This window comes from Acidovorax sp. SUPP1855 (assembly GCF_030158955.1).
Taxonomy (GTDB): domain Bacteria; phylum Pseudomonadota; class Gammaproteobacteria; order Burkholderiales; family Burkholderiaceae_C; genus Paracidovorax.
In genome coordinates, this window is the sequence record NZ_BQXI01000008.1 from 91,869 (window position 1) to 114,572 (window position 22,704).

Sequence of the window (22,704 nt, forward strand, 5' to 3'; positions counted from 1 at the left end):
TGACCCAGAATGTGGTGCACTAAACACAACGAGGAGCGCGCAGTGATAGAGCAATCCACCCTCTGGTGGCTGATGGCGGGAGGGGCCGTTGCCGTGGAGCTGTTCACGGGCACGTTCTACCTGCTCATGCTGGCCATCGGCCTGGCCGCCGGCGCCCTCGCGGCCCACGCGGGCGGCTCGGTCGCGGCGCAGCTGCTGGCGGCGGCCGCGGTCGGTTCCGCGGGCGTGGTGGGCTGCTATGTGTTCCGTAAAAAGAACCCGGGCGCCCAGCCCGCATCGAGCAACCGCGATGTGAACATGGACGTGGGCGAGTCCGTGAACGTGGAGATCTGGAACTCCGACGGCACCGCGCAGGTGCGTTACCGCGGCGCCCAATGGACGGTGGTCCTGCGCCCCGGCAATGCGCCTTCCTCCGGCATGCACCGCGTGGCGGAAGTGATCGGCAACCGGCTGCTGGTCGACAAGCTCTGAGGCCGGCCTCCTGCCCCCTCACGCGCCGCCACAACGCAACGCAAGGCAACGCGCCCACCCGAATCTTCACCATCGCAAAGGACCCCATGGAAATCATTGCCCTCGTCATCGTCGTCATCGCCGGCATCTTCATCGCTCGCTCGGTGAAGGTGGTTCCCCAACAGAACGCCTGGGTCAAGGAGCGGCTGGGCAAATATGCCGGCACCCTCACGCCGGGGCTGAACTTCCTCGTGCCATTCGTCGACCGCGTGGCCTACAAGCACAGCCTCAAGGAAATACCGCTCGACGTGCCCAGCCAGGTCTGCATCACGCGCGACAACACCCAGCTGCAGGTGGACGGCATCCTCTACTTCCAGGTGACCGACCCCATGCGCGCCAGCTACGGCTCCAGCAACTACATCATGGCCGTCACCCAACTGGCCCAAACGTCGCTGCGCAGCGTGATCGGCAAGCTCGAACTCGACAAGACCTTCGAAGAGCGCGACATCATCAACGCCCAGGTGGTCCAGGCGATCGACGAGGCCGCGTTGAACTGGGGCGTGAAGGTGCTGCGCTACGAAATCAAGGACCTTACGCCGCCGGCCGAAATCCTGCGCTCCATGCAGGCGCAGATCACGGCCGAGCGCGAAAAGCGCGCCCTGATCGCCGCTTCGGAAGGCCGCCGCCAGGAGCAGATCAACATCGCCACCGGCGAGCGCGAAGCGTTCATCGCGCGGTCGGAGGGCGAAAAGCAGGCGCAGATCAACAACGCCCAGGGCGAGGCCGCCTCCATCACGGCCGTGGCCGAAGCCACCGCACAGGCCATCGAGCGAGTCGCCGCGGCCATCCGGCAGCCGGGCGGCGAACAGGCCGTGCAGCTGAAGGTGGCCGAGCGCGCCGTGGACGCGTACGGCAAGGTGGCCGCGGATGCGACCACCACACTGATCGTGCCCAGCAACATGAGCGAAGTGTCCGCCCTGATCGGCTCCGCCATGAAGATGGTTCAAACGACCCAACGCGCGCCTTGAACGGCGCTTCAACGGTTTTTCCAAAAACAGGCCAAAACCACTGCTACAATCGCGGGCTTCGGAGAGGTGGATGAGCGGTTTAAGTCGCACGCCTGGAAAGCGTGTGTGGGCTAATCCCCACCGCGGGTTCGAATCCCGCCCTCTCCGCCAAAGACAGTCCTGATTCCAAGTCGGGAACAAAAAAGCCACCCTCGGGTGGCTTTTTTTATTGCGTGCCGCAACGCAGCGTTGACGCCCCTTTGCCCTACATGACCAAGGTGGCGAGATTCGCAGCCGCGACGCCAAGCACTTCCACCGCACGGCGGTTGGCCGCCTCCAGCGAGGCGCGGGCCCCATGCCCCGAAAACCAGTGGAAGGCAAACGCCGACGCATAGGCGTCCCCTGCACCCAGTGTGGACACGACGGTGGTGCGCTCTGCAGGGTGGTGGTGGCCCTGCAGCCCATCGAAGAACACCGCACCGCCAGCGCCGAGGGTGACCAGCACCCCTTGCCCCTGGCGGCGTGCCAATGCAGCGGCAAGCGCCACGGCCTCGTGGGCATCCATCTCCGTGGCGCAGGTCACAAATCTGTGGGCGGCCAGCCACTGCGCTTCGATCGCGTTCAGGCAGACCAGGTCTGCCACCTGCAGCAACCGTTCCAAGGAGTCGGGCGATTGGCGCAGTGAACGTGCGCCCGGATTGACCACCAGTTGGAAAGACCGGGACGGCAGGCCCGCCAACGCGTGGTTCAGCTCGTCGTTGGCGGCATCGGCCAACGCGGACACATAGACAAGCTCGGCTTGCATGAGCATGGCAGAGGCATCCGCCAACGACAGCCGGGTACTGGCACCGCGCTGCGCAAACACGGTGGCATCGCCCTGCGGGTCCAGGTGGATCACGGCCTTTCCCGTGGGGCATCCGGGGATGGTCTGCACACGTTCCACCGCGATGCCTTGCCGGTCCAACGTGTCGCTCAGCCATCGCCCTTCCACATCCGCGCCGACAGCGCAGCAGGCCGTGACCTGTGCGTGAAAGGCCGCAAATCCCAGCGCAGCGTTCACCGCACCGCCCCCGCTGGACCATTGCACGCTGGCCACGTCGTGTTTGGCTCCGGGGCCACGCATCGCGCCCAACCCTGCAACCACGATGTCGAGCGTGGCACCGCCAATCGTCAGGACACGCACTTCAAACCCCGACCATGGCAGCGCCGATCACACCCGCTGAATTGCCCAGCCTGTTGCGCAGCACGGGGGTGTGGAAGTCATCGTTGAAGACCATACGCTGCAGCCGAAGAGCCCCCTCTTCATACAGTTCATCCATGCTGGCAAGCCCACCGCCGATGACGATCACATCCGGGTCCAGCACGGCGACCACGTTGGCGACCGCGCCAGCAAATTGGCTGAGAAATCGGTCCAGCAATTCGACGGCTGCGCCATCGCCATGGCGCGCCATTTCAACGACGCGGGCGACATCGGCAGACTGGCCGGTGGACTGCCGGTAGCTGGCCTCCAGCGCAGTTCCGCTCAGATAGCGCTCGACGCATCCTTGGCGGCCGCAATAGCAGGCAGGCCCGTCCGGATCGATGGACATATGGCCCCATTCTCCGGCGATGCCATGGCGCCCGCTCCACACGCGCCCATCGACCACGATGCCCGCCCCAACCCCTGTGCCGAGCACTAGCCCGAGCACGCAGCCGTGCTCACTGCCTGCGCCTTGACGGGCTTCCGCGATCGCAAAGCAGTTGGCATCGTTTTCCATGGCGAATGGGCGGCCCAGCCGCTGGCGCAGATCCGCCTGCAGAGGATGGCCGTTCAACTCGGTTGCATTGCAATTTTTCAGCAAGCCGGTGGTTTTCGAAATGGACCCCGGGGTGCAGATTCCCAATGTCGCTTCTTCACCCAAAACCACAGCAGCCAGTTGGGAATGCATTTCGATAATGCGCTGCAAAACTGGAAGATAGCCGTCGCTGGCCCGGGTCTCCATTCGGATTCGCCGGCATTCTCGATATTGATGGTCGAGTACGATGCCTTCGATTTTCGTCCCGCCCAGATCGATCCCGATATGGAATCTTTCCTTCGAATTTTCCTTATCCGCGTCCATGCGAAAGATACCCCCCATCCATTTGATTCTTGCGTTCGACGCTGTGGCACGCATGCGCAGCTTCAACAAAGCGGCAGACGAGCTGAATATTTCCCACAGTTCCGTCAGCCACCGGATTCGTGAACTGGAACGACTGCTGGGCAATAGCCTGTTCACACGGACGACCCGTTCGGTCGCGATGACCCCCGAAGGCGAGCATTTGCACCAGCAGATGAAAGACGCATTGGACACGCTGGAAGGGGCCTTCTCCAGCTTCACGCAGGAGCGCAGCGTGATCCGAATCAGCGTGTTGCCTTCTTTTGCACGCTTTCGGCTGGTTCCAGCGCTCACCGAATTCCAGCGCCTGCACCCTGCCGTCTCCATCGAGGTGTCGCCGACGACATGCAAGGTGGACGTCGATCAGGGAGAGGCAGACATTGCCATCCGGTTCGCCAAAGCACGGCCCCAGGCCCACCATTGCGAACCGCTGCTGGAGGACGAGTGGTTTCCAGTGGCTGCACCGGCCTATCTGAAACATTGCGATGCGCCCAGTGTCCAGGACCTGTTCAAACGCGCGGTGTTCCTGTCCCATAGCAGGCAGCCCTGGGAACCCTGGCTCAAGAAGGCCGGCATACAGATCTCGCCGGCGCAGCGCACGCTGACCTATTCCGACACGGGCTTCATGCTGGATGCAGCCCTCAATCTGCAAGGGATCGCACTGGGTCGGCGTTCTCTGGTGAAAGGCCTTCTTCAAAACGGCAGTCTGGTGCGGGTTTCCGACATCGCCATTCCGGCGGAGCAAGCTTATTTCTTGCTCGCATCGGAGCGGGCCCTGATCTCTCGCCACGGCAGCACGGTGATCCATTGGATCCGCGCATTGGTGCAAGATGGCTAATGAACGATGGTCAGCACGATGCCGACCAACACGCCTGAAATTGCCAGCATTTTTTGCCGAATGAATCGCTCGGCGAAGAACAGGGCGCTCAACGCGAACACCATGACGAGATTGGTTCGCCGAAGCACCGATATCACCGAGATCAGAGCGCCCTCGGTCTGCACGGCCGTGAGATAAATGAACTCGGCCAATATGTACGCGGCAGCAATCGCAGGGACGGCCCAATTTCGGGACAACAGGCTTCGGCATTCCATGGCCCCGATAACCCAGGGCAATAGCAGCAGCGCCATGCCGCCCCGCTGAATGGCCGAATACGCCTGGACGGCGGCCAAGTCCAATTGCAGGGTTGCCAGAATGTGCTTGTCGTAAAGCGCGTTGGCCGAAGACAGCAACGTGGCCGCGAGCATGCACAGCACCCACCCGTTGCGCTGAAACCGGATGCCCTCTTTTTGCCCGATCAAGGAGAACAGGTAGTAGGACCCCATGGAGACTGCGAGCCCCATCCATTGCCACCAGTTGAGTTGCTCGGACAGAAAAACGATGGCACCCAACGCCGTCCAGAGCGGCCCCGAAGCGCGCACGCCCGCGGAGATCGACAACGGCAAGGACTTGACCGAGTAGTACGAAAGAATCCACGTGACGACCATCATTGCGGATTTGGGCAGCAAGGCCAACTGCTCGGCCCGGGTCAACGCGGCAGGGTACAACCCCATGGGTTGCAGCGTGCCTGCCCAAGCGGCCGGCAGGAAAAAGAACGGAGCCCAGATCAGCGCGCCGAGAACGGACGACCACAGCACCACCTCCAGGACCGTTTTTTCCTTGAGGGCGAGTTTGGTCAAAAAGTCGTAGGTTCCCAGCACCAACCCGGCCAGCAGGCCCAAAGCAATCCATGTCATGTTCGGGCATCAAAGTGCGAGAAAGCCGCCGTCCACGGGCACCACCGCGCCCGTCAAAAAAGAGGCCTGGGGACTGCTGAGCCAAAGCACGGCTTGCGCCACGTCATTCGGCTCACCCACGCGCTTCATGGGCAGCCGCTCGGCCCATCCCTCCAGACCGCCGGAGACAGCACTGGAGCGGGCCAGCATCTCCGTGGAAATCGGCCCGGGGGACACGGCATTCACGCGCACGCCATAAGGCGCCGCCTCGACTGCGGCAGCCTTCGTCAGCGCAAGCGCTGCATGCTTGGAAGCGGTGTACGCGCCCGTGCCTTCCAGGATCGTGCGATGGGCGTGTACGGAAAGGTTGTTGACGATGCAGCCCGAACGCCGCTCGTACATCGGTCTGAGCAGATGTTTCATGCACAGCATGAGCCCTGTGCAATTGGTGCGCATGACCGCTTCAAACGCGTCGATGTCTTGGTCGACGATGGCCGAGGCTGTTCCAACGCCCGCATTGAGGAATGCGATGTCCACGACACCAAGGCGGCGCTCGACATCGTCCATCAGGTTCATCACGTCGTTCTCGCTGCCGACATCGCAGGCCACCGCGAAGCCGATGCCGCCGGCGTCCAGAATCATCTTGGCGGTCTCAGCGCAAAAAGACACCGTGCGGCCGGCGATGGCCACGTGGGCGCCTTGCTTGGCGAAAGCAAGCGCCGTCGCCCTCCCGATGCCCGTCCCTCCGCCAGTGACCAGCACCACCCTGTCCTTGAAAGCGTTCATGTGGTCCGACCTGACAACGAGTTCAGCAACGATGCGATGGCCCGGGCCAGCACTCCATCGTGGGCAGATGCGGCACCGCTGATTCCGAGTCCGCCCACCAAGGTTCCTCCCACCAGCAGCGGAACGCCGCCTTCCAGGGGCAGGACGTCGGCCAGGGCGAGATAGGCGGTCTTGCCCTGTTCCAGCGCCTGCTGCATCGCGGCGGTGTCCCTGCGGAAATAAACCGCTGTTCGCGCCTTCGCAATCGACGCGTCGATCGATCCCAGAAAGGCATCGTCCGCACGGGCAAACGCCAGAAGGTGTCCGGAACTGTCCACCGCCGCCGCCGAGACGGCCAGGCCTTCGTCCAGGCCTGTGATCAGCGCGCTCTGCACCAATTGCTGCGCCTGACTGGCGCTCAGCCGCGAAAGACCGGTTTCAGGCATCTGCATGCGCCATCTCCTCGGCAGCAATGCGGATGGCATTGGCGTCCACATCATTCACAAAGCGGCATGCGCCGATCCCGTCGGGCAGTGGCAGTCGCTGCCGGCCATCGCGATGACGCATCGTGTCGGCCAGCGCCTCCTGCAGCAGGCCGGGCTGCTCGAAAAAGCGATGCCGCAAAGGCAATTGCATGGATTTCATGACACGCACGACCCGACGCACATCCTGGTCTGCGAGGAGCCCTCTCGCCCGCGCCAGGCGGCAAGAAAACAGCACATCCAAAGCGACCGCCTCGCCATGCAGCAATTCGGGCAGCGCCTTCATCTCGACCAACGGAGCAAACGAGTGTCCGAAATCGACGCATCGGTCCAGCGTGAGCTCCCACAGGTTGGGAGCCAACTCTTCCAGCATGCCCTCCACCGCCAGACCGATGACCTCCGGAGCGACGATCCCGTCCTGGAAGCGGGTCAGCAGCAGCATCTCGGAGTGCCGCTCCAGCAGGTCGAACAACCGAGGGCTCTTGATCACCGCGAGTTTGAGCAACTCTCCCATTCCATTGGAGAGTTCGCGGGACTCCACCGTCGACAAGAAGCTGCGATCCAGCAGGGCAACGGTGGGCGCGTGGTAGGAGCCCAGGCGGTTGCGACGATCCAGCGCATTCACGGCCGTCTTGATACCCACCGCGGCATCCCACAGCGCCATGGCGTTGGTGGGAACCTTGACGTAAGGAATCCCCCGCCGATAGAGCCCTGCTGCAAAACCGACGAGGTCGAGCAACACGCCACCTCCGATGGCAACCACGGGCTCCGAACGGCGCAGCACCCCTGCCGATTCGAGGTGGCGGGCGATCGTCATGGCCGCATCCAAATCTTTCGTTTCTTCCGAAACGGAAAGACTCAGGATGGAAACCTCGACTCCATGGTGACCATAGTACGCACGCATTTCTTCGCCGTAGAGCTGATCCACGCGTGCATCGATCACGATGGCTTGGCGCAAACAAGGCTGGGCCCTGCCGCAGGCGATCAATTCGAGGGAGTCGAGACCGAAGATGCCATCGATCTGGCGCACTTCATATGAAACCTCCTGGGTCGCATGCACCCTCCAGCCATGCGCCTCAAAACGGGTCAGCGCTCCCATGCTTGCCGGCCATATCACCCGATCGTTCATCCATGCCCTCCCTTTTTTGTAGGGGGCCAAGCGTATTGCGAAGCGATGTCGGCATTGCTGAACGTTTCGCGAGCTTTCTACGGCTTGGTTGATGAATCCCTCACAAGCGCAGGCAAGCGGGCCAAAGCCGGGTCCCGGTTTATCTGGAGCGCCTCTAGCGAGCACGGGGTCGTAGATCGCCTTGATGCCGACTGACCGAGCAACGATCAATGCGGGTGCAGGGAGGAATGGAGAAATCGACCCTGCACTGTGGGAACCGCAAAGCCCAGAGGGCAAGAGAATGCGGTAAGACAAAGAAAAAACGGGCTACCGCTTTTGGCGATAGCCCGTTGATTTTTTATAAATGGTCGGCGTGGCGGGATTCGAACTCGCGACCCCTTGCACCCCATGCAAGTGCGCTACCAGGCTGCGCTACACGCCGACAAGACTTAGATTATATGCACAAAAAACTCAGTTCAAGGAAAGCAGCGCACGAATTTCAAATAATTCCCGCCGCAGGACCTGAGCATCCAGGAGGGCAATCGAGGGCAACGCTGTTGTCGGGCTCGACAAGTCGGTCCCATGTGCTGCCTGCAGGGCAAAAGAGGAGTTGCCATCCATTTCCGGCGGCAGGGAGTCGACCTCCTGAAGGCGATTGCGCGCGCCGCTGATCGTGAAGCCTTGCTCGTACAGCAGATCCCGGATGCGACGGATCATGAGCACCTCGTGGTGCTGGTAATAGCGGCGGTTTCCCCTGCGCTTCATAGGCCGAAGCTGCGTGAACTCCTGCTCCCAATAGCGCAGTACGTGCGGTTTGACGCCACAGAGCGCGGCCACCTCTCCAATGGTGAAATACCGTTTGGCCGGGATGGGAGGAAGCGGTGTGCCCATGGGACGCGGTTTCTAGCGAATAAACAAGCAGCGTACTGCAGCCGGAACAAAGGCGCCAGCCACTTCCGTTCAATGGCAGGCGGGAAAGAGACAGCGCTTCAGCCAGCAGCGCCCGCGTTCTGGATCTGCTCCTTGAGCTTGCTGCTGGCATGGAAAGTCACGACACGGCGAGCTTGAATCGGAATCGCCTCGCCCGTGCGGGGATTTCGCCCCGGCCTCGGGGCTTTGGTACGGATCTGAAAGTTACCGAAGCCCGACAGCTTCACGTCTTGACCGTCCACCAAGCGCTGCGCAATCAGATCGAAAAAAGCATCGATCATGTCTTTCGATTCGCGTTTATTCAGACCAATGTGATCGAACAGAAGGTCCGCCAGCTGCGCCTTCGTCAACGCAGGGGTTTCCAGGCTTTCTACCGCAAATTCCATCACGTCAGCGCTCCCGTTCAGCATCGTCATCACCGCAACCTCGCACCGGTACGGCTCGACAGTTGTTCGACCACCGACTGAATCGTCGCTTCGATTTCAGCATCCGTCAGCGTGGCGCCATCAGCCCCCAGCGTCAGGCGCACGGCCAAGCTCTTTTCACCGCTGGCAAGACCACCAACAGCGGCTTCGCCATCACGCAAAGGCTTGGGCCGGAACACATCAAACAGCACCGCCGCGCGAAGCCGTGTAGGAGGCACGGCAGCCTGAATGGCTGCCATCACATCGGCGTGCGTGATCCGCTCGGCAACCACCACGGCCAAATCCCGCTCCACAGCCTGGTGCTTGGCCACTGCATGAAAACGAGGGACCTGCCGCTGCATGACCGTATCGAGTTCCAGTTCGAACATGACTGGGGCTTGGGGAAGCTCCCAGGACTGGCGCCACCGAGGGTGCAACTCCCCGATGAACCCAATGGCCTGGCCATCCAACAGCACGCGGGCACACCGGCCAGGGTGCATGGCCGGGTGCGTTGCAGGCTCGAAAACGGGCTTCAGGGGAGCAAGCAGCGCCTCGACATCGCCTTTGGCATCGAAGAAATCCACGCCCTGCTCTCTGCGGCCCCACTGAAGAAGGTCGGCTGCGCCGTACGCGAGACCAGCCACGCGCATGGGCTGATGAAAACCTTCTACCGTGGTATCAGACCCCACAACGGACGCATCGCGCAGAAAGACCCGGCCCAACTCGAAAACCCGCACGCGCGACGCCTTGCGATCCAGGTTGAACTTCAAGACCTGCAGCAAGGAGCCCAACAGCGACGAGCGCATTACGCTCATCTGGCTGGCAATGGGGTTCAACAAACGGATGGGCTGTGGATTGCCCGCCAGCTCGTGCTCCCAATGCTCCTCCACGAAGCTGAAGTTGATGGTTTCCTGGTATCCAAGCCCCGCCAGTGCACGACGCACGGCAAAAGGCCCCCGACGCTTTTCGGCCCGCAGCTTGGGCGTGATGGGCGCCAATGGAGGCGTGGTAGGCAATTGCTGGTAGCCCACCATGCGAGCCACTTCTTCGATGAGATCTTCCTCGATCGCGAGATCGAACCGATAGGCAGGCGGCAGCACCGTCAACGTGCCCTCGCCAGAGGTCACTGGCAGTCCCAGGCGCTTCAGCGCATCGGCACACTGCTCTTGCGTCAATGGCATGCCGATCACCTTGACGGCTCTGGCAACGCGGAGCGTGACGGGCTTGGCTTCAGGCAAGTTCGGACACTGGTCGTCCATCGGCCCGCAAACGGTTTCAGGCGTGCCGCAGATGTCGATCACCAACTGCGTTATGCGCTCAATGTGTTCCACGGTCTGGCTCGGATCCACGCCACGTTCGAAACGATGTCCGGCATCGGTCGAGAAGTTATAGCGGCGCGAGCGGCCAGCCACGGCCTTGGGCCACCAGAAAGCCGCTTCGATGTAGATATGGCGGGTGTCGTTCGACACGGCCGTCGCATCGCCCCCCATGATGCCCGCCAGCGATTCGACCTGGCTTGCATCCGCAATGACGCCCACCTTTTCGTCGAGGGCGACGGTGTTGCCATTCAGCAATTTGAGCTCTTCGCCCGCACGCGCCCAACGCACATCCAGGGCGCCGTGAATTTTGTCCAGATCGAAAATGTGCGAGGGGCGACCCAGCTCGAACATCACATAGTTGGAAATATCGACCAACGGGGAGACGCTTCGCTGCCCGCAACGTGCAAGCCGGTCCAGCATCCACTGCGGAGTCGCAGCCTGCGTGTTGATGTTGCGAACGATACGTCCCGAGAATCGCCCACACAGATCCGAGGCGCTGATCTTGACTGGCAAAACGTCGCCATGACCCACCGGTACCGCCGGAAACTGCAGCGGCTTCAGCGGCGCTCCAGTCAGGGCAGAGACTTCACGCGCGATGCCGTAAACGCTCAAGGCATGTGCCAGATTGGGCGTGAGCTTGAGGGTGAACAGCGTGTCGTCCAGGTTCAGATGAGTCCGAATGTCCTGCCCGAGCGGAGCATCGGCCGCCAGTTCCAAAAGGCCTCCATGGTCTTCCGAGAGCTTCAACTCCCTGGCAGAGCACAGCATGCCCTGGCTTTCCACACCGCGAAGCTTGCCCACCTTGATCAAGAACGGTTTGCCATCCTCCCCGGGAGGCAACTCCGCACCGACAAGCGCGCAAGGCACTTTGATACCGACGCGTGCATTGGGCGCACCACAAACGATGTTGAGCAAAGCACCCTGCGCCGTATCGACCTGGCAAACGCGCAGGCGATCAGCATTTGGATGCTGCACCGCCTCCTTGATTTCTCCCACCACGATCTTCGTGAAAGGAGGCGCCACAGGCTGCAGCTCTTCCACTTCGAGCCCTGCCATGGTCAGTGTCTCGGCCAATTCTGTGGTCGAAAGTGGAGGATTGCAGAACTCGCGCAGCCAGGATTCTGGAAATTGCATATTCAGTCTTCAGTGATTCTTAAGCGCAGCAGCCCTCGTTAGGTGGGCCGCCTGTATGGAATGCGGCGTGCGGTTTACTGGAACTGCGAAAGAAAACGAATGTCGCCATCAAAGAAGAGGCGCAAATCATTGACCCCATAGCGCAGCATCGTCAGCCGGTCAGGACCCATGCCGAACGCAAAGCCGATGTATTTTTCTGGATCGAGGCCCATGTTTCGCACGACGTTCGGATGCACCTGCCCGGAGCCCGCCACTTCGAGCCAGCGTCTGGCCAAAGGGCCCGTCTGGAACTGGATGTCTATTTCGGCACTGGGCTCGGTGAAAGGGAAAAAGCTGGGCCGAAAGCGCAAGACCAAATCATCGCTTTCAAAGAAAGTACGGCAGAAGTCGGTGAAGACGACCTTCAGATCCTTGAAGCTCACGTTCTCGCCGATCCACAGGCCTTCGCACTGATGGAACATGGGTGAGTGCGTGGCATCGCTGTCCACGCGGTACGTACGGCCCGGAGCAATGACGCGAATCTCCGGCATGGCCTGGCCCGAGTCGATCAAAGCGCGGTGTTTTTTGACATGCTGAACGGCATGGCGGATCTGCATGGGGCTGGTATGCGTGCGCAACAGGTTCGGAGCGGTGGCCGTGCCGCCCTCGACATAGAACGTGTCGTGCATGGAGCGCGCCGGATGGTCTTCAGGCGTATTCAACGCCGTGAAATTGAACCAGTCGGATTCAATCTCGGGCCCCTCGGCCACGTCAAAACCCATCGAGCCGAAAATGCCCTCGATGCGCTCCAGGGTCAAGGACACGGGATGCAGTCCACCTTGCCCCCGTTGGCGCCCAGGCAAGGTGACATCCAACGATTCCGCCTGCAGTTGTGCTTCCAGTTCGGCATCCGCCAACGCTTTTCGGCTTGCGTTCAGGGATGCTTCAATGGCCTGCTTGGCGACATTGATGGCGGCACCGCGAGATTTCTTTTCCTCAACGGACAGCTGGGCCATGCCCTTCATGAGCTCGGTCACTCGCCCCGACTTGCCCAGGAACTGCGCCTTGGCATTTTCCAGATCGGCAGGGGTGACGGCTTGCGCGAACAGGTTCCGCGCGCTTTCGACCAGGGAGTCCAACTCGTTCATACCAGCTCTCATCGTCTCTTGGAAATGAACAAGGGCTAGTGCCTTTTCAAGCCCTAGCCCTTGCGTTTATTGCGCAAGCAGCTATCAATAAGATAGCTACCAGTCGTGAACTCAAGCAGCAGCCAGCTTGGCCTTGACTTGCTCCACGATGCTGCCGAAAGCAGCCTTGTCGTGCACCGCGAGGTCGGCCAGCATCTTGCGGTCGATCTCAATGGCAGCCTTCTTCAGGCCGTTCGTGAATTGGCTGTAGGTCAGGCCCAATTCGCGCGAAGCGGCGTTGATACGGGCGATCCACAGTTGGCGGAACACGCGCTTCTTGGTGCGGCGGTCACGGTAGGCATACTGCCCAGCCTTCATTACCGCCTGTTTGGCGATACGGAAAACATTACCGCGGCGACCACGGAAACCCTTAGCAAGGGCCAGAACTTTCTTGTGACGGGCACGGGCCGTTACACCACGTTTGACGCGAGGCATGTGAGTACTCCTTGTTCGTCGTTGTTAAAGGCCAGCACCAGGCAGCATTTGCGCAATGGAGCCCATATTGGTCTCATGCACAGAAACTGCACCACGCAGATGGCGCTTATTCTTGGTGGTCTTCTTCGTCAAGATGTGACGCTTGAAGGCTTGACCGCGCTTGACGGTGCCACCGGGACGAACGCGGAAACGCTTTTTCGCGCTGCTCTTGGTCTTCATTTTGGGCATGTGAATGCTCCTTTTGTTTGTGCTCGAGAGGCGTTTGCGAACCGATCCGCAACCTTGTTGGCCCCGAGTCACTTTTTGATGGCAAGCTTTGGCCTGCCGTTCGGTGCCGCTTTCACGGCCCCTATGCCCAAGCCAGCCTTGAGGCTGACCCGGTCAATTCACTTAACCACTTGGCTCACCGGCCACATCAAGCAGCGGTGGTGGCGCCTTCCGCTGCAGGTTTGCCAGCGGGCTTCTTCTTGCCGGGCGCGATCATCATGATCATTTGCCGGCCTTCGAGCTTGGGAAACTGCTCGATCAGGATGGTGTCGCCCAAATCATCGCGAATGCGATTGAGCAAGGCCAAGCCCAATTCCTGATGGGTGATTTCCCGGCCGCGAAAGCGCAGGGTGATCTTGCATTTGTCACCCTCCGCCAGGAAGCGGCGAATGTTGCGCATTTTGATGTTGTAGTCACCATCATCCGTACCGGGACGGAATTTGATTTCCTTGATCTCGATGACCGTCTGCTTGGCCTTGGCCTCTGCCGCGCGTTTTTGCTCCTGATACTTGAACTTGCCATAGTCCATCAGGCGACACACGGGAGGGTTGGCCGTGGCGGCAATCTCCACCAAGTCCACATCCAGCTCGCCCGCCATGCGGAGGGCTTCCATGAGGCTCACGACCCCGAGCGGCTCGTTCTCAGGGCCGGAGAGGCGAACCTCAGGGGCCATGATTTCACGGTTCAGGCGGTGCTTGCGCTCTTCGCGCTGGCGACGATCACGAAATTCAGTAGCGATGGCTATTTTCCTTCAATCAAAATGCTACGAATAACGTAGCGAGTACCGCACAGCTCACGCGGGCTAAAGCCAAGTTTGACATCAAATCAAGCTTTAGAAGCGATGTCCTGGGCGATCAGCGCTACGAACGCGTCGAGGGACATCACACCGAGGTCTCGATTGCCCCGGGCGCGCACTGCGACAGCTCCTGCTGCCTTTTCTTTCTCACCGGCGACGATGATGTAAGGCAGCTTTTGCAACGAATGCTCTCGTATTTTATACGTAATCTTTTCGTTACGCAGGTCAAGCGCCACCCTAAGGTCTTGATTCGGCAGTGCTTTTTGAAGCTTTGCGGCGATTTCACGACAGTAATCGTCCTGTGCACCCGTGATGTTCAGCACGGCCACCTGCACTGGCGCCAACCAGACCGGCAACGCGCCTGCGTGCTGTTCGATCAGAATTCCGATGAAACGCTCCAGGCTGCCAACGATGGCACGGTGAAGAACGATGGGGCGATGGCGGGCACCATCTTCCCCAACGTACTCGGCACCCAGCCGCTCAGGCATGGAAGGATCGACCTGAATGGTGCCGCATTGCCAGTGACGGCCAATGGCATCGCGCAGCGTGTATTCCAGCTTGGGGCCGTAGAAAGCGCCGTCACCGACGGCGATTTGGTAGTCGCAGCCAGAGGCTTTCAGGCTTTCAATCAATGCATTCTCTGCCTTGTCCCAGCTTTCTTCGGAGCCGATGCGCTTTTCAGGCCGGGTGGCGACTTTGTAGATGATGTCCGTGAAGCCGAAGTCTTTATAGACCTTTTGCAGCAGCGTCGTGAAGTTGATGCATTCCTGCTGGATCTGCTCTTCGGTGCAGAAGATGTGTCCGTCGTCCTGGGTGAACGCACGCACCCGCATGATTCCATGCAGGCCGCCCGTCGGCTCATTGCGATGGCACTGACCGAACTCGCCGAAGCGCAAAGGCAGATCGCGATAGCTCTTCACGCCTTGGTTGAAGATCAGGATGTGCCCGGGGCAGTTCATCGGCTTGAGCGCATAGTCGTGCTTTTCGCTCTCCGTCGTGAACATGTTCTCGCGGTACTTGTCCCAGTGCCCCGTTTTTTCCCACAGGTGCTTGTCCAGGATTTGCGGGCCTTTCACCTCTTGGTAGCCGTTGTCGCGATACACCTGACGCATGTACTGTTCGACGCCCTGCCAGATCGTCCACCCTTTGGGGTGCCAGAAAACGGTACCGGGCGAGTGCTCGTCGATGTGGAACAGGTCCAGCTCTCTGCCGAGGCGACGGTGATCGCGCTTTTCGGCCTCTTCGATGCGCTTGACGTACGCGTCCAAGTCTTTCTTGTCGGCCCACGCGGTACCGTAGACGCGTTGCAATTGCTCGTTCTTGGCATCGCCACGCCAGTACGCACCGGACACCCGGGTCAGCTTGAAGACTTTCAGGAATCGCGTGTTGGGTACGTGGGGGCCACGGCACATGTCCACGTACTCCTGGTGGTAGTACAGGCCCATTGCTTTCTCTTCGGGCATATCCTCCACAAGGCGCAGCTTGTAGTCTTCCCCACGCGCCTTGAACACCTCGATCACCTCGTCCCGCGGGGTCATCTTCTTGATCACGTCGTAGTCCTGCGCAATCAGCTCCTTCATGCGCTGCTCGATGGCAGCGATGTCGTCGGGCGTGAAAGGCCGCTCATAGGCGATGTCGTAGTAAAAGCCTTCGTCGATGACGGGGCCGATGACCATCCGGGCCGTCGGATAGAGTTGCTTCACGGCGTGGCCGACCAAGTGAGCGCAGGAGTGGCGGATGATCTCCACGCCTTCCTCATCGCGCGGCGTGATGATTTGCAGGCGGGCATCGTGGTCGATCACATCGCTGGCATCCACCAGGCGCCCATCCACTTTGCCTGCCACCGTCATCTTGGCCAGCCCTGGACCGATGGACTGGGCCACCTCTGCCACCGTCACCGGGCCAGGATATTCGCGTTGGGAATTGTCGGGGAGCGTGATCTGAATCATTGAAGAATCCTTGTCGAGGGGGTGGCGCGCGTTGCCACAAAGCAAAAAGCGCGGAACGAAGTCCGCGCTTTTGGAAGAAGAGTGCAAATCTGTGCAGGCGCGAACAGGCAGCCTTAAAGGCCGGTCAACATCTCCGTTGTAGTTCGCGGTGTCATAACCAGATGTGCCTTTCTCGCTCTTGTGCTGATGGGATGGTCGCGGGATTCTAACCTGCCCCCAATGGAAAAAGCCTGGGGCCTCGAAGCCCCAGGCCCATCGACAGCGCAAGGTCAGTGGAACTGCTCTTCTTCGGTCGAACCCGTAAGTGCCGTCACGCTGGATTTGCCGCCCTGGATCACCGTGGTCACATCGTCGAAATAACCGGTGCCCACTTCTTGCTGGTGCGAGACGAAGGTGTAGCCACGCTCGCGTGCTGCGAATTCAGGCTCCTGCACTTTCTCGACATAGGCCGACATACCGCGCTTCACATAATCCTGCGCCAGATCGAACATGTTGAACCACATGCTGTGGATGCCGGCCAGCGTGATGAACTGGTACTTGTAGCCCATGGCGCCCAACTCGCGCTGGAACTTGGCGATGGTGGCATCGTCGAGGTTCTTCTTCCAGTTGAATGATGGCGAGCAGTTGTACGCCAGCAGCTTGCCGGGGTGCTTGGCATGCACGGCATCCGCAAACTTCTTTGCGAACTCCAGGTCCGGCGTGCCTGTCTCGCACCACACCAGATCCGCGTAATCCGCGTATGCAACGGCGCGGCTGATGGCCTGATCCAAGCCCTTCTTGGTCTTGTAGAAACCTTCGGCCGTGCGCTCACCCGTCAGGAACGGCTTGTCATTGGCGTCGTAATCGCTGGTGATCAGGTCGGCGGCTTCCGCATCGGTCCGGGCGATCACCAGGGTCGGCACGCCGTAGACGTCTGCAGCCATGCGTGCGGCGATCAACTTCTGCACCGCCTCCTGGGTGGGAACCAGCACCTTGCCGCCCATGTGGCCACACTTCTTCACAGACGCCAACTGGTCTTCGAAATGCACGCCGCCGGCCCCCGCGCGGATCATGGCCTTCATCAACTCGTAGGCGTTCAGCACGCCACCGAAGCCAGCCTCCGCGTCGGCCACGATGGGCGCGTAATAGTCGACAAAGCCTGCTTCGCCAGGATTGGCCCCTTTGGACCATTGAATTTCATCGGCGCGAGTGAAAGCGTTGTTGATGCGCTCCACCACCTTCGGCACCGAATCGACGGGATACAGCGACTGGTCGGGGTACATCGCCGCATATTCATTGTTGTCCGCCGCGACCTGCCAGCCCGACAGGTAAATCGCCTTGATGCCGGCCTTGACTTGCTGCATGGCCTGGCCTCCCGTGAGTGCGCCCAGGCAGTTCACATAAGGCTCGTTGTTGACCAACCCCCACAGTTTTTCGGCGCCGCGCCGCGCCAGCGTGTGTTCCACCTGGAAGGAGCCCCGAAGACGCACGACATCCGCAGCGCTGTAGCCGCGCTTGATGCCCTTCCAACGCGGGTTCTGTGCCCAGTCTTTTTCAAGGGCGGCAATTTGCTGTTCGCGGCTGAGCTGTTCATTGAAGGATTGCGGCATGAGTCACTCCGTGGGTTGGTTGATAAGCCGGGCTGCAAGAGGCCGCCCTTGGAGATCACTTTAAGTCTTGTACAAGACTTGATCAAGCTCTTATGTCTTATATAAGAGATAAAATTTATCTTTCTAAATCAATGAGTTACCCAAACGATTTCTTTTGGTGAAATTTAATTTCTCATATCAAGAAATTTTTCCGCAGCGCAACATCGTGCAATTTTGCAATATGAAAAGCAAATTCTGCGATGCAAAAAATCACGGCCGTCGACCACTCATCCAGTCGCCATGCACGATCCGCGTTGCGTTCTGCAAGTATGCGGAGTTGATTTCATACACAAGGCACTCCAGCTGCTGCCCCCCCACGGACACCGAAATCTCCCGTTTCTCGTACTCGCCATTGGGCTCGGGCAGCAGCCCCTCGATTTCGTCCAGCCGGGTCTCCAGTTCGGGCGAAATCGCATACACCTCCCCGTGCACCGAAAAATCACCCTGCTCCGACGCGTCTGCCAAATGCAGCGCAATGCCGGGATAGGCACCTAGGTCGTAAAGCGTTCCGCAGACGATGGCCTCCCCCAGAAAGGCCGCGCGGGGCGTCAGCCGGGTGATGTCATTGCTGCCGCCGCGGCGCAAGGTGCCATAGACAAAAACGCAGCGTGAAAAGGGATGAAGGATTTCGTCGGGCATGATGGCGCGCTCCAGGGTACTACCCGCAAAGTCTAGCCAACACCCGAACATGCCAAGCCGCCCCATCGCCTATCTCTGCCTTGCATTGAGCATGTCGCTCGTGGGCAGCTATGTCGCCTTGTCCAAGCCACTGGCGGCCGCGCTGCCGGTCTTCCTGCTGGCCTGGATGCGGTTCGGCATTGGGGGATTGGGAATGCTCCACTGGCTCAAGAAACCGGCGGATGAAGGCCCGATGACACCGCAAGTCCGGCGCCTGCTCTTTCTCGAGTCCTTTCTGGGCAACTTCCTCTTCACCCTTTGCATGATCTCGGGCGTGAGTCTCACCAGCGCCGTATCGGCTGGGGTGACGATGGCAGGAATACCTGCCGCAGTGGCGGTGATGAGCTGGTTCTTCCTGAAGGAAAAGGTTTCTGCACGGACCTGGATCGCGGTCGGGTGCGCCGTCGTCGGCATCGCGCTCTTTTCGCTATCAAATTCAGAGCATCACACCCAATTAAATTCCCGGCATGAGGGCGAAAATGCTCCTAATCTGGTTTGGCTTGGGCAATTGCTCTTGCTGGGTGCCGTTCTGTGCGAGGTGGCCTATTCGGTCATCGGCAAGAAACTCACCGGCACGCTGGGGCCGCGCCGAATCACTTCGTTGATCAACCTGTGGGGATTCGCGCTGGCCACCCCCATGGGGCTGTACGCAGCATGGCATTTTGACTTTTCCACGATGACGCCCGGGCTGTGGACGCTGCTCGTCTTCTACGCGCTGGCCGCGAGCATGTGGACCGTGTGGCTGTGGATGACGGGGCTCAAGGCGGTGCCTGCCGCACAAGGCGGCGTTTTTACCGTGATGTTGCCCATCAGCGCGGCGTTGGTGGGGGTGCTGGTGCTCGGAGAGCGCCTTGCCGCGGTTCAACTGCTCGCATTTGGCATTGCGATCGCCAGCGTCGTCCTGGCCACGCTGCCCGAAAAAAACGGTACGCGCCGCCAGCCCCAAAAAGCAGATGGCGAAGCGATGCACTCGCAATCGCATCGGCATTGATGCCGCCTTCTGCTCCAGGGGCTAACGCCCCGTCACTTTGCGGATGGGGGGCTTGATGCTGTCGCGCCGCGCCGGCAACACCTGCGCATGCTCGCGAGGGGCGTTGAGCACGATGCACGTGGAGGTTTCCGCCAATAGGCAGAACCCCGTCACCACGGCATCCAGATGGCTGACATCGATCACTGCGATTTCAAGGACCCAACTGTCTTCCCCCGTGACGTTGTAGGCATTCAAGACCTCGGGCGTTTCTTCGATCAGTCGAACCACCCGGGCATATTCCGCCCGTCCCACGCGGATGATGGCGCGAATGCCATAGCCCAGGCGGGCGTAATCCAGACGAACGCCATAGCCCCGGATCACGCCCGAAGCTTCCAGTTTGCGAACCCGCTCGGTCACCGCGGGCTGACTGAGATGCACCCGCCGGCCCAGTTCTGCCATCGAAATGCGCGCATCCTGCTGCAATTCGGCCAAAATTCTGCCGTCATGGGCATCTAGTTGAGAAACTTCGGTCATGGCATTATTTAACCATTGAAACAAAGGTGATCCATATCTGCAGCCTTGCAAATGCCATGGAAGAGCACGCCCAGCCTGCATAGCATCTGCAGCATGACTTCACTTTCCACATCCCCAGCCAGCCCCGCTGCACGCGGCCTCCCCACGGTGCTGCTCCTGGCCCTTTTGGCCTGCTATCTCATCTGGGGCTCCACCTATCTCGCCATCCAGGTGGCTCTCAAAAGCTTTCCACCGTTCTTCCAGATGGGAACCCGCTTTCTCGCTGCAGGTGCACTGCTGATGGCATGGGTGGCATGGCGCAAGCCCCAAAGCGGCAACCCACCGAAGTTCCCGACGAAGCGGCAATGGCTCCATGCGCTCATCGTCGGTGCGCTGATGTTGGGCGGCGGGATGGGGCTGACGGCCACCGCCAGCGTACACGTCGGCTCCGGCCTCATCGCGGCCTGCGTGGCCGTGGTGCCGATGATGATCGCCGCATGGGGGCTCTTGTGGGGAAGGCGGCCGACACGCGGCGAGACGATGGGCATGCTGCTGGGCGCCCTGGGTGTTTTGGTACTGATGCAAGGCGCCAGCTTTTCTGCATCCCCTATCAGCATGGTCTGCATCCTCGCGGCGACCTTGTCGTGGTCTCTGGGATCTGTGCTGTCCACCACGCGCTTCCCGCTGGCCGACGGGGCCAGTGGTTTCGCCAGCGAGATGCTGTGCGGAGGCGCCGTGCTGATGGCCGTGTCCCTGGCGCTGGGCGAGCAGCCTGCGTGGCCGCCGCGACCCGAAGCCGTGCTGGCATGGCTCTACCTGGTGACGCTGGGCTCGCTGGTGGGATTCAGCGCCTACCTTTATCTGTTGCGCCACGCGACGCCGGCACTGGCATCGAGTTATGCCTTCGTCAACCCGCTCATCGCCTTGCTGCTCGGCAGCGCCATCGCTGGCGAGCACCTGACCGCCGGCGAATGGGTCGCCTGCGCGTTGATCCTGTCCGCGGTCGTGGCCATTTTCGTTTCGCGTCGATCGCGATGAGATCGCTGCCGATGCGCCACCGGAGAGCATGCGCATCCCATTGCAGTGGCCATGACGGGCGCCAGCACCGTGGCGCTTGCGCGGTACCCAAGCAACAAATGGAGGCAAAAAAAGCCATGCCTCGCTTGGAAACGCGTTTTTTCCCAGTAGCATCTGCGGGCCAGTGGAGAAGCAGGTTTTCGCTGGTGACGATATTTCACTTCCAACAAGGAAAACCCAACATGGCAACTGCAAAGAAAGCGCCGGCCTCCGAAGCCAAGGCCGGAGCCCCCGCGAAGAAGCGCACCCCGAACGCCGCTTTCATGAAAGCCCTTACGCCCAGCCCTGCCCTGGCTGCCGTCGTGGGCTCCACGCCCTTGCCCCGTACCGAGATCATCAGCAAGCTGTGGGTCTACATCAAGGCCAACGACCTGCAAGACGCCAGCAACAAGCGCATGATCAATGCCGACGCCAAGCTCAAGGAAGTGTTCGGCAAGCCCCAGGTTTCCATGTTCGAAATGGCTGGCCTGATCGGCAAGCACGTGAAGTAAGCATTCCATCGTCTGCACGTTCAGCAGGCGGCGAATGAAAAACAAAGCCGGCACCACTGCCGGCTTTTTTTCGCCTGCACCACCGGGAACCCATGCGCGGCCGGTGTGTCAATCCACTGCTTTTCAACAAGCAAGAAACCAAAGGATTGCAAATGCGATGAATTCGCATTTATAATACCCCATTGTCAACAGCCAGCCAACACTGCCTGCACCATGATCGTTTGTGTCTGCCGCCGGGTTTCTGACCGCGAAATTGCACGCCATGCACATGCTGGCATGAGTTTCGACGAGATCCAGTTCGAGCTGGGCGTGGCCACCCAATGCGGCCGTTGCGAAAGCTGCGCACGGGATGTCGTGGCCCAATGCAGCGTTTCGCATCCGGTCGCCGCGCTGCACAAAGAGATCGCCTCGCAGACGATCCAGCTTGCCAACTCCATCTTGGAAAGCAAAGCATGGAACTGCTCTCAACCCTCGCAGGCAGCCTGATTCTCGTCATCGGCTCCGTGTGGTGGATCTTCCGTAAGTAACTTGGCCTTCTAGGCCTCTGGCGCTTGTCCTGTGGGCGTTGGCAGCTATCATTTTTATGTCCCAATTTGATCGATATGGCTCCTCACGGGGTGTGAGCCGCAACGCCGTGATCGCAGGTTCCGTCGTGCTGTTGCATGTGGCCGGATTGTGGGCACTGCAGTCGGGCCTGCTGCGCAAGGCCGCAGAGGTCATCGTGCCTGCCGAAGTGCTGAGCGAGTTCATCACGCCGCCAGCGCCCCTTGCCCCGCCCGTTCCACCGCCCCCCAAGCCAGCGCCACCGCCTCCGCCGAAACCGGCCCCCAAAGCGCCCGCCCCCCGTCCGGCGCCCATGCCGGTGGCCATTCCCGACCGCACGCCCGCGCCCAATGCGCCCACCGGGATCACAGAACCCCAACCGCCTGCACCGCCCATCGCAGCACCGATGGCGCCCCCTGCGCCGCCGCCCGCTCCTCCAGCGCCGCCAGCGCCTCCGAAGATCGAATTGCCTTCCAGCGATGCGGCCTACCTGAACAACCCCAGGCCGACCTACCCCGCCATCAGCAAGCGGCTGGGTGAACAAGGCAAGGTCGTGCTGCGCGTGCTCATCGGCACGGACGGGCTTCCGCAGAAGGTGGAGATCAACAAGTCCAGCGGCTTCGATCGGCTGGATCGCCAGGCCCAGGACGCCGTGATGCGCTGGCGCTTCGTGCCGGGCAAACGCAACGGCGAGCCCGAGACCATGTGGAACCTGGTCCCCGTAAATTTTGTTCTCGAATAATT

General features: G+C 60.6%; 25 protein-coding genes and 2 tRNA genes. 9 read left to right on the plus strand and 18 right to left on the minus strand.

Going from position 1 to position 22,704, the window contains the following annotated elements; all coding sequences use genetic code 11:
- Nucleotides 1-45 precede the first annotated feature (45 nt).
- The 3 genes from AVMA1855_RS09245 to AVMA1855_RS09255 all read left to right on the plus strand — a co-directional run bounded on the left by AVMA1855_RS09245 (nucleotide 46) and on the right by AVMA1855_RS09255 (nucleotide 1,628).
- Nucleotides 46-471, plus strand: coding sequence for an NfeD family protein (locus tag AVMA1855_RS09245; protein WP_284400507.1), 426 nt, complete (start codon nucleotides 46-48; stop codon nucleotides 469-471).
- Between the two features lie 86 nt (nucleotides 472-557).
- Nucleotides 558-1,478, plus strand: coding sequence for an SPFH domain-containing protein (locus AVMA1855_RS09250; RefSeq protein WP_272563823.1), 921 nt, complete (start codon nucleotides 558-560; stop codon nucleotides 1,476-1,478).
- A gap of 60 nt (nucleotides 1,479-1,538) precedes the next feature.
- Nucleotides 1,539-1,628: transfer RNA gene (locus tag AVMA1855_RS09255), tRNA-Ser, on the plus strand.
- A 94-nt stretch (nucleotides 1,629-1,722) separates the two neighbouring features.
- Here AVMA1855_RS09255 and AVMA1855_RS09260 read toward each other — a convergent pair.
- On the minus strand, nucleotides 1,723-2,640 hold the full coding sequence (locus tag AVMA1855_RS09260; RefSeq protein ID WP_284425479.1) for a carbohydrate kinase family protein: 918 nt from the start codon (nucleotides 2,638-2,640) through the stop codon (nucleotides 1,723-1,725).
- Nucleotide 2,641: 1 nt separating this feature from the next.
- Nucleotides 2,642-3,610, minus strand: a complete 969-nt coding sequence (locus tag AVMA1855_RS09265) for an ROK family protein (RefSeq protein ID WP_284425480.1) — start codon at nucleotides 3,608-3,610, stop codon at nucleotides 2,642-2,644.
- Here AVMA1855_RS09265 and AVMA1855_RS09270 point away from each other — a divergent pair.
- The gene (locus AVMA1855_RS09270) at nucleotides 3,609-4,430 is read left to right on the plus strand and encodes a LysR substrate-binding domain-containing protein (RefSeq protein WP_284425481.1); all 822 of its coding nucleotides are present in this window, start codon (nucleotides 3,609-3,611) and stop codon (nucleotides 4,428-4,430) included. The two genes, AVMA1855_RS09265 and AVMA1855_RS09270, sit on opposite strands and share 2 nt — an antisense overlap.
- On the opposite strand, the gene AVMA1855_RS09275 is transcribed toward AVMA1855_RS09270, so the two are convergent.
- The 15 genes from AVMA1855_RS09275 to AVMA1855_RS09345 form a co-directional block, all read right to left on the minus strand.
- Nucleotides 4,427-5,326 carry a DMT family transporter gene (locus AVMA1855_RS09275; protein WP_284425482.1) on the minus strand — a complete coding sequence of 300 codons (900 nt, stop codon included), beginning with the start codon at nucleotides 5,324-5,326 and terminating at the stop codon, nucleotides 4,427-4,429. The two genes, AVMA1855_RS09270 and AVMA1855_RS09275, sit on opposite strands and share 4 nt — an antisense overlap.
- A gap of 9 nt (nucleotides 5,327-5,335) precedes the next feature.
- On the minus strand, nucleotides 5,336-6,091 hold the full coding sequence (locus tag AVMA1855_RS09280) for an SDR family NAD(P)-dependent oxidoreductase (protein ID WP_272563830.1): 756 nt from the start codon (nucleotides 6,089-6,091) through the stop codon (nucleotides 5,336-5,338).
- Nucleotides 6,088-6,522, minus strand: a complete 435-nt coding sequence (locus AVMA1855_RS09285; protein WP_284425483.1) for a GlcG/HbpS family heme-binding protein — start codon at nucleotides 6,520-6,522, stop codon at nucleotides 6,088-6,090. Before AVMA1855_RS09285 ends, AVMA1855_RS09280 begins: the two co-directional genes overlap by 4 nt.
- Nucleotides 6,509-7,681, minus strand: a complete 1,173-nt coding sequence (locus AVMA1855_RS09290; RefSeq protein ID WP_284425484.1) for a sedoheptulose 7-phosphate cyclase — start codon at nucleotides 7,679-7,681, stop codon at nucleotides 6,509-6,511. Before AVMA1855_RS09290 ends, AVMA1855_RS09285 begins: the two co-directional genes overlap by 14 nt.
- Before the next feature lie 344 nt (nucleotides 7,682-8,025).
- Nucleotides 8,026-8,102 (minus strand) — tRNA-Pro (locus AVMA1855_RS09295).
- A gap of 29 nt (nucleotides 8,103-8,131) precedes the next feature.
- Complete coding sequence (locus AVMA1855_RS09300; RefSeq protein WP_284425485.1) at nucleotides 8,132-8,551, minus strand: MerR family transcriptional regulator; 420 nt, start codon at nucleotides 8,549-8,551, stop codon at nucleotides 8,132-8,134.
- A 98-nt stretch (nucleotides 8,552-8,649) separates the two neighbouring features.
- On the minus strand, nucleotides 8,650-9,006 hold the full coding sequence (locus AVMA1855_RS09305; RefSeq protein WP_272563834.1) for an integration host factor subunit alpha: 357 nt from the start codon (nucleotides 9,004-9,006) through the stop codon (nucleotides 8,650-8,652).
- Nucleotides 9,006-11,447: a phenylalanine--tRNA ligase subunit beta gene (gene pheT / locus AVMA1855_RS09310; protein ID WP_284425486.1), complete on the minus strand. Its 2,442-nt coding sequence runs from the start codon at nucleotides 11,445-11,447 to the stop codon at nucleotides 9,006-9,008. The genes AVMA1855_RS09305 and pheT overlap by 1 nt, the downstream gene beginning before the upstream one ends.
- 74 nt (nucleotides 11,448-11,521) lie before the next feature.
- Nucleotides 11,522-12,574, minus strand: a complete 1,053-nt coding sequence (gene pheS / locus AVMA1855_RS09315; protein ID WP_284425487.1) for a phenylalanine--tRNA ligase subunit alpha — start codon at nucleotides 12,572-12,574, stop codon at nucleotides 11,522-11,524.
- Nucleotides 12,575-12,685: 111 nt separating this feature from the next.
- The gene (rplT, locus tag AVMA1855_RS09320) at nucleotides 12,686-13,048 is read right to left on the minus strand and encodes a 50S ribosomal protein L20 (RefSeq protein ID WP_092745027.1); all 363 of its coding nucleotides are present in this window, start codon (nucleotides 13,046-13,048) and stop codon (nucleotides 12,686-12,688) included.
- A 24-nt stretch (nucleotides 13,049-13,072) separates the two neighbouring features.
- The gene (gene rpmI, locus AVMA1855_RS09325) at nucleotides 13,073-13,276 is read right to left on the minus strand and encodes a 50S ribosomal protein L35 (protein WP_092745026.1); all 204 of its coding nucleotides are present in this window, start codon (nucleotides 13,274-13,276) and stop codon (nucleotides 13,073-13,075) included.
- Between the two features lie 187 nt (nucleotides 13,277-13,463).
- The gene (gene infC, locus AVMA1855_RS09330; RefSeq protein WP_284400508.1) at nucleotides 13,464-14,060 is read right to left on the minus strand and encodes a translation initiation factor IF-3; all 597 of its coding nucleotides are present in this window, start codon (nucleotides 14,058-14,060) and stop codon (nucleotides 13,464-13,466) included.
- A gap of 80 nt (nucleotides 14,061-14,140) precedes the next feature.
- Nucleotides 14,141-16,060 carry a threonine--tRNA ligase gene (thrS, locus tag AVMA1855_RS09335; protein ID WP_284425488.1) on the minus strand — a complete coding sequence of 640 codons (1,920 nt, stop codon included), beginning with the start codon at nucleotides 16,058-16,060 and terminating at the stop codon, nucleotides 14,141-14,143.
- 269 nt (nucleotides 16,061-16,329) lie between these two features.
- Complete coding sequence (gene aceA, locus AVMA1855_RS09340; protein ID WP_284425489.1) at nucleotides 16,330-17,649, minus strand: isocitrate lyase; 1,320 nt, start codon at nucleotides 17,647-17,649, stop codon at nucleotides 16,330-16,332.
- Between the two features lie 249 nt (nucleotides 17,650-17,898).
- Entirely contained in the window at nucleotides 17,899-18,327 is a 429-nt protein-coding gene (locus AVMA1855_RS09345) for a gamma-glutamylcyclotransferase family protein (protein ID WP_284425490.1), read from the minus strand.
- Nucleotides 18,328-18,376: 49 nt separating this feature from the next.
- Between AVMA1855_RS09345 and AVMA1855_RS09350 the strand changes: the two genes are divergently transcribed.
- A complete protein-coding gene (locus tag AVMA1855_RS09350) occupies nucleotides 18,377-19,357 on the plus strand; it encodes a DMT family transporter (protein WP_284425491.1) in 981 nt (326 codons plus the stop codon).
- A 21-nt stretch (nucleotides 19,358-19,378) separates the two neighbouring features.
- Here the strand turns inward: AVMA1855_RS09350 and AVMA1855_RS09355 are convergent, their stop codons facing one another.
- The gene (locus AVMA1855_RS09355; protein WP_272563841.1) at nucleotides 19,379-19,870 is read right to left on the minus strand and encodes an Lrp/AsnC family transcriptional regulator; all 492 of its coding nucleotides are present in this window, start codon (nucleotides 19,868-19,870) and stop codon (nucleotides 19,379-19,381) included.
- A gap of 93 nt (nucleotides 19,871-19,963) precedes the next feature.
- On the opposite strand from AVMA1855_RS09355, the gene yedA reads away from it, so the two are divergent.
- The 4 genes from yedA (at nucleotide 19,964) to AVMA1855_RS09375 (ending at nucleotide 22,702) form a co-directional block, all read left to right on the plus strand.
- Nucleotides 19,964-20,887, plus strand: a complete 924-nt coding sequence (gene yedA / locus AVMA1855_RS09360; protein ID WP_284412509.1) for a drug/metabolite exporter YedA — start codon at nucleotides 19,964-19,966, stop codon at nucleotides 20,885-20,887.
- Between the two features lie 221 nt (nucleotides 20,888-21,108).
- Nucleotides 21,109-21,417 carry an SWIB/MDM2 domain-containing protein gene (locus AVMA1855_RS09365; protein ID WP_284425492.1) on the plus strand — a complete coding sequence of 103 codons (309 nt, stop codon included), beginning with the start codon at nucleotides 21,109-21,111 and terminating at the stop codon, nucleotides 21,415-21,417.
- A gap of 213 nt (nucleotides 21,418-21,630) precedes the next feature.
- Nucleotides 21,631-21,903: a (2Fe-2S)-binding protein gene (locus tag AVMA1855_RS09370; RefSeq protein WP_272552300.1), complete on the plus strand. Its 273-nt coding sequence runs from the start codon at nucleotides 21,631-21,633 to the stop codon at nucleotides 21,901-21,903.
- A 97-nt stretch (nucleotides 21,904-22,000) separates the two neighbouring features.
- Nucleotides 22,001-22,702, plus strand: coding sequence for an energy transducer TonB (locus AVMA1855_RS09375; RefSeq protein ID WP_284425493.1), 702 nt, complete (start codon nucleotides 22,001-22,003; stop codon nucleotides 22,700-22,702).
- Nucleotides 22,703-22,704 lie beyond the last annotated feature (2 nt).

What these genes read in the sequence shown, in the direction of transcription:
- AVMA1855_RS09350 (WP_284425491.1), top strand. Translation starts at nt 18,377, where the DNA reads ATGCCAAGCCGCCCCATCGCCTATCTCTGCCTTGCATTGAGCATGTCG.
- AVMA1855_RS09345 (WP_284425490.1), bottom strand. Translation starts at nt 18,327, where the DNA reads ATGCCCGACGAAATCCTTCATCCCTTTTCACGCTGCGTTTTTGTCTAT.
- AVMA1855_RS09355 (WP_272563841.1), bottom strand. Translation starts at nt 19,870, where the DNA reads ATGACCGAAGTTTCTCAACTAGATGCCCATGACGGCAGAATTTTGGCC.
- rpmI (WP_092745026.1), bottom strand. Translation starts at nt 13,276, where the DNA reads ATGCCCAAAATGAAGACCAAGAGCAGCGCGAAAAAGCGTTTCCGCGTT.
- AVMA1855_RS09305 (WP_272563834.1), bottom strand. Translation starts at nt 9,006, where the DNA reads ATGACGATGCTGAACGGGAGCGCTGACGTGATGGAATTTGCGGTAGAA.
- AVMA1855_RS09250 (WP_272563823.1), top strand. Translation starts at nt 558, where the DNA reads ATGGAAATCATTGCCCTCGTCATCGTCGTCATCGCCGGCATCTTCATC.
- AVMA1855_RS09375 (WP_284425493.1), top strand. Translation starts at nt 22,001, where the DNA reads ATGTCCCAATTTGATCGATATGGCTCCTCACGGGGTGTGAGCCGCAAC.
- aceA (WP_284425489.1), bottom strand. Translation starts at nt 17,649, where the DNA reads ATGCCGCAATCCTTCAATGAACAGCTCAGCCGCGAACAGCAAATTGCC.
- AVMA1855_RS09270 (WP_284425481.1), top strand. Translation starts at nt 3,609, where the DNA reads ATGCGCAGCTTCAACAAAGCGGCAGACGAGCTGAATATTTCCCACAGT.
- yedA (WP_284412509.1), top strand. Translation starts at nt 19,964, where the DNA reads ATGACTTCACTTTCCACATCCCCAGCCAGCCCCGCTGCACGCGGCCTC.
- rplT (WP_092745027.1), bottom strand. Translation starts at nt 13,048, where the DNA reads ATGCCTCGCGTCAAACGTGGTGTAACGGCCCGTGCCCGTCACAAGAAA.
- thrS (WP_284425488.1), bottom strand. Translation starts at nt 16,060, where the DNA reads ATGATTCAGATCACGCTCCCCGACAATTCCCAACGCGAATATCCTGGC.
- AVMA1855_RS09365 (WP_284425492.1), top strand. Translation starts at nt 21,109, where the DNA reads ATGGCAACTGCAAAGAAAGCGCCGGCCTCCGAAGCCAAGGCCGGAGCC.
- AVMA1855_RS09300 (WP_284425485.1), bottom strand. Translation starts at nt 8,551, where the DNA reads ATGGGCACACCGCTTCCTCCCATCCCGGCCAAACGGTATTTCACCATT.
- AVMA1855_RS09280 (WP_272563830.1), bottom strand. Translation starts at nt 6,091, where the DNA reads ATGAACGCTTTCAAGGACAGGGTGGTGCTGGTCACTGGCGGAGGGACG.
- AVMA1855_RS09265 (WP_284425480.1), bottom strand. Translation starts at nt 3,610, where the DNA reads ATGCGTGCCACAGCGTCGAACGCAAGAATCAAATGGATGGGGGGTATC.
- pheT (WP_284425486.1), bottom strand. Translation starts at nt 11,447, where the DNA reads ATGCAATTTCCAGAATCCTGGCTGCGCGAGTTCTGCAATCCTCCACTT.
- AVMA1855_RS09285 (WP_284425483.1), bottom strand. Translation starts at nt 6,522, where the DNA reads ATGCAGATGCCTGAAACCGGTCTTTCGCGGCTGAGCGCCAGTCAGGCG.
- AVMA1855_RS09370 (WP_272552300.1), top strand. Translation starts at nt 21,631, where the DNA reads ATGATCGTTTGTGTCTGCCGCCGGGTTTCTGACCGCGAAATTGCACGC.
- AVMA1855_RS09275 (WP_284425482.1), bottom strand. Translation starts at nt 5,326, where the DNA reads ATGACATGGATTGCTTTGGGCCTGCTGGCCGGGTTGGTGCTGGGAACC.
- pheS (WP_284425487.1), bottom strand. Translation starts at nt 12,574, where the DNA reads ATGAACGAGTTGGACTCCCTGGTCGAAAGCGCGCGGAACCTGTTCGCG.
- AVMA1855_RS09290 (WP_284425484.1), bottom strand. Translation starts at nt 7,681, where the DNA reads ATGAACGATCGGGTGATATGGCCGGCAAGCATGGGAGCGCTGACCCGT.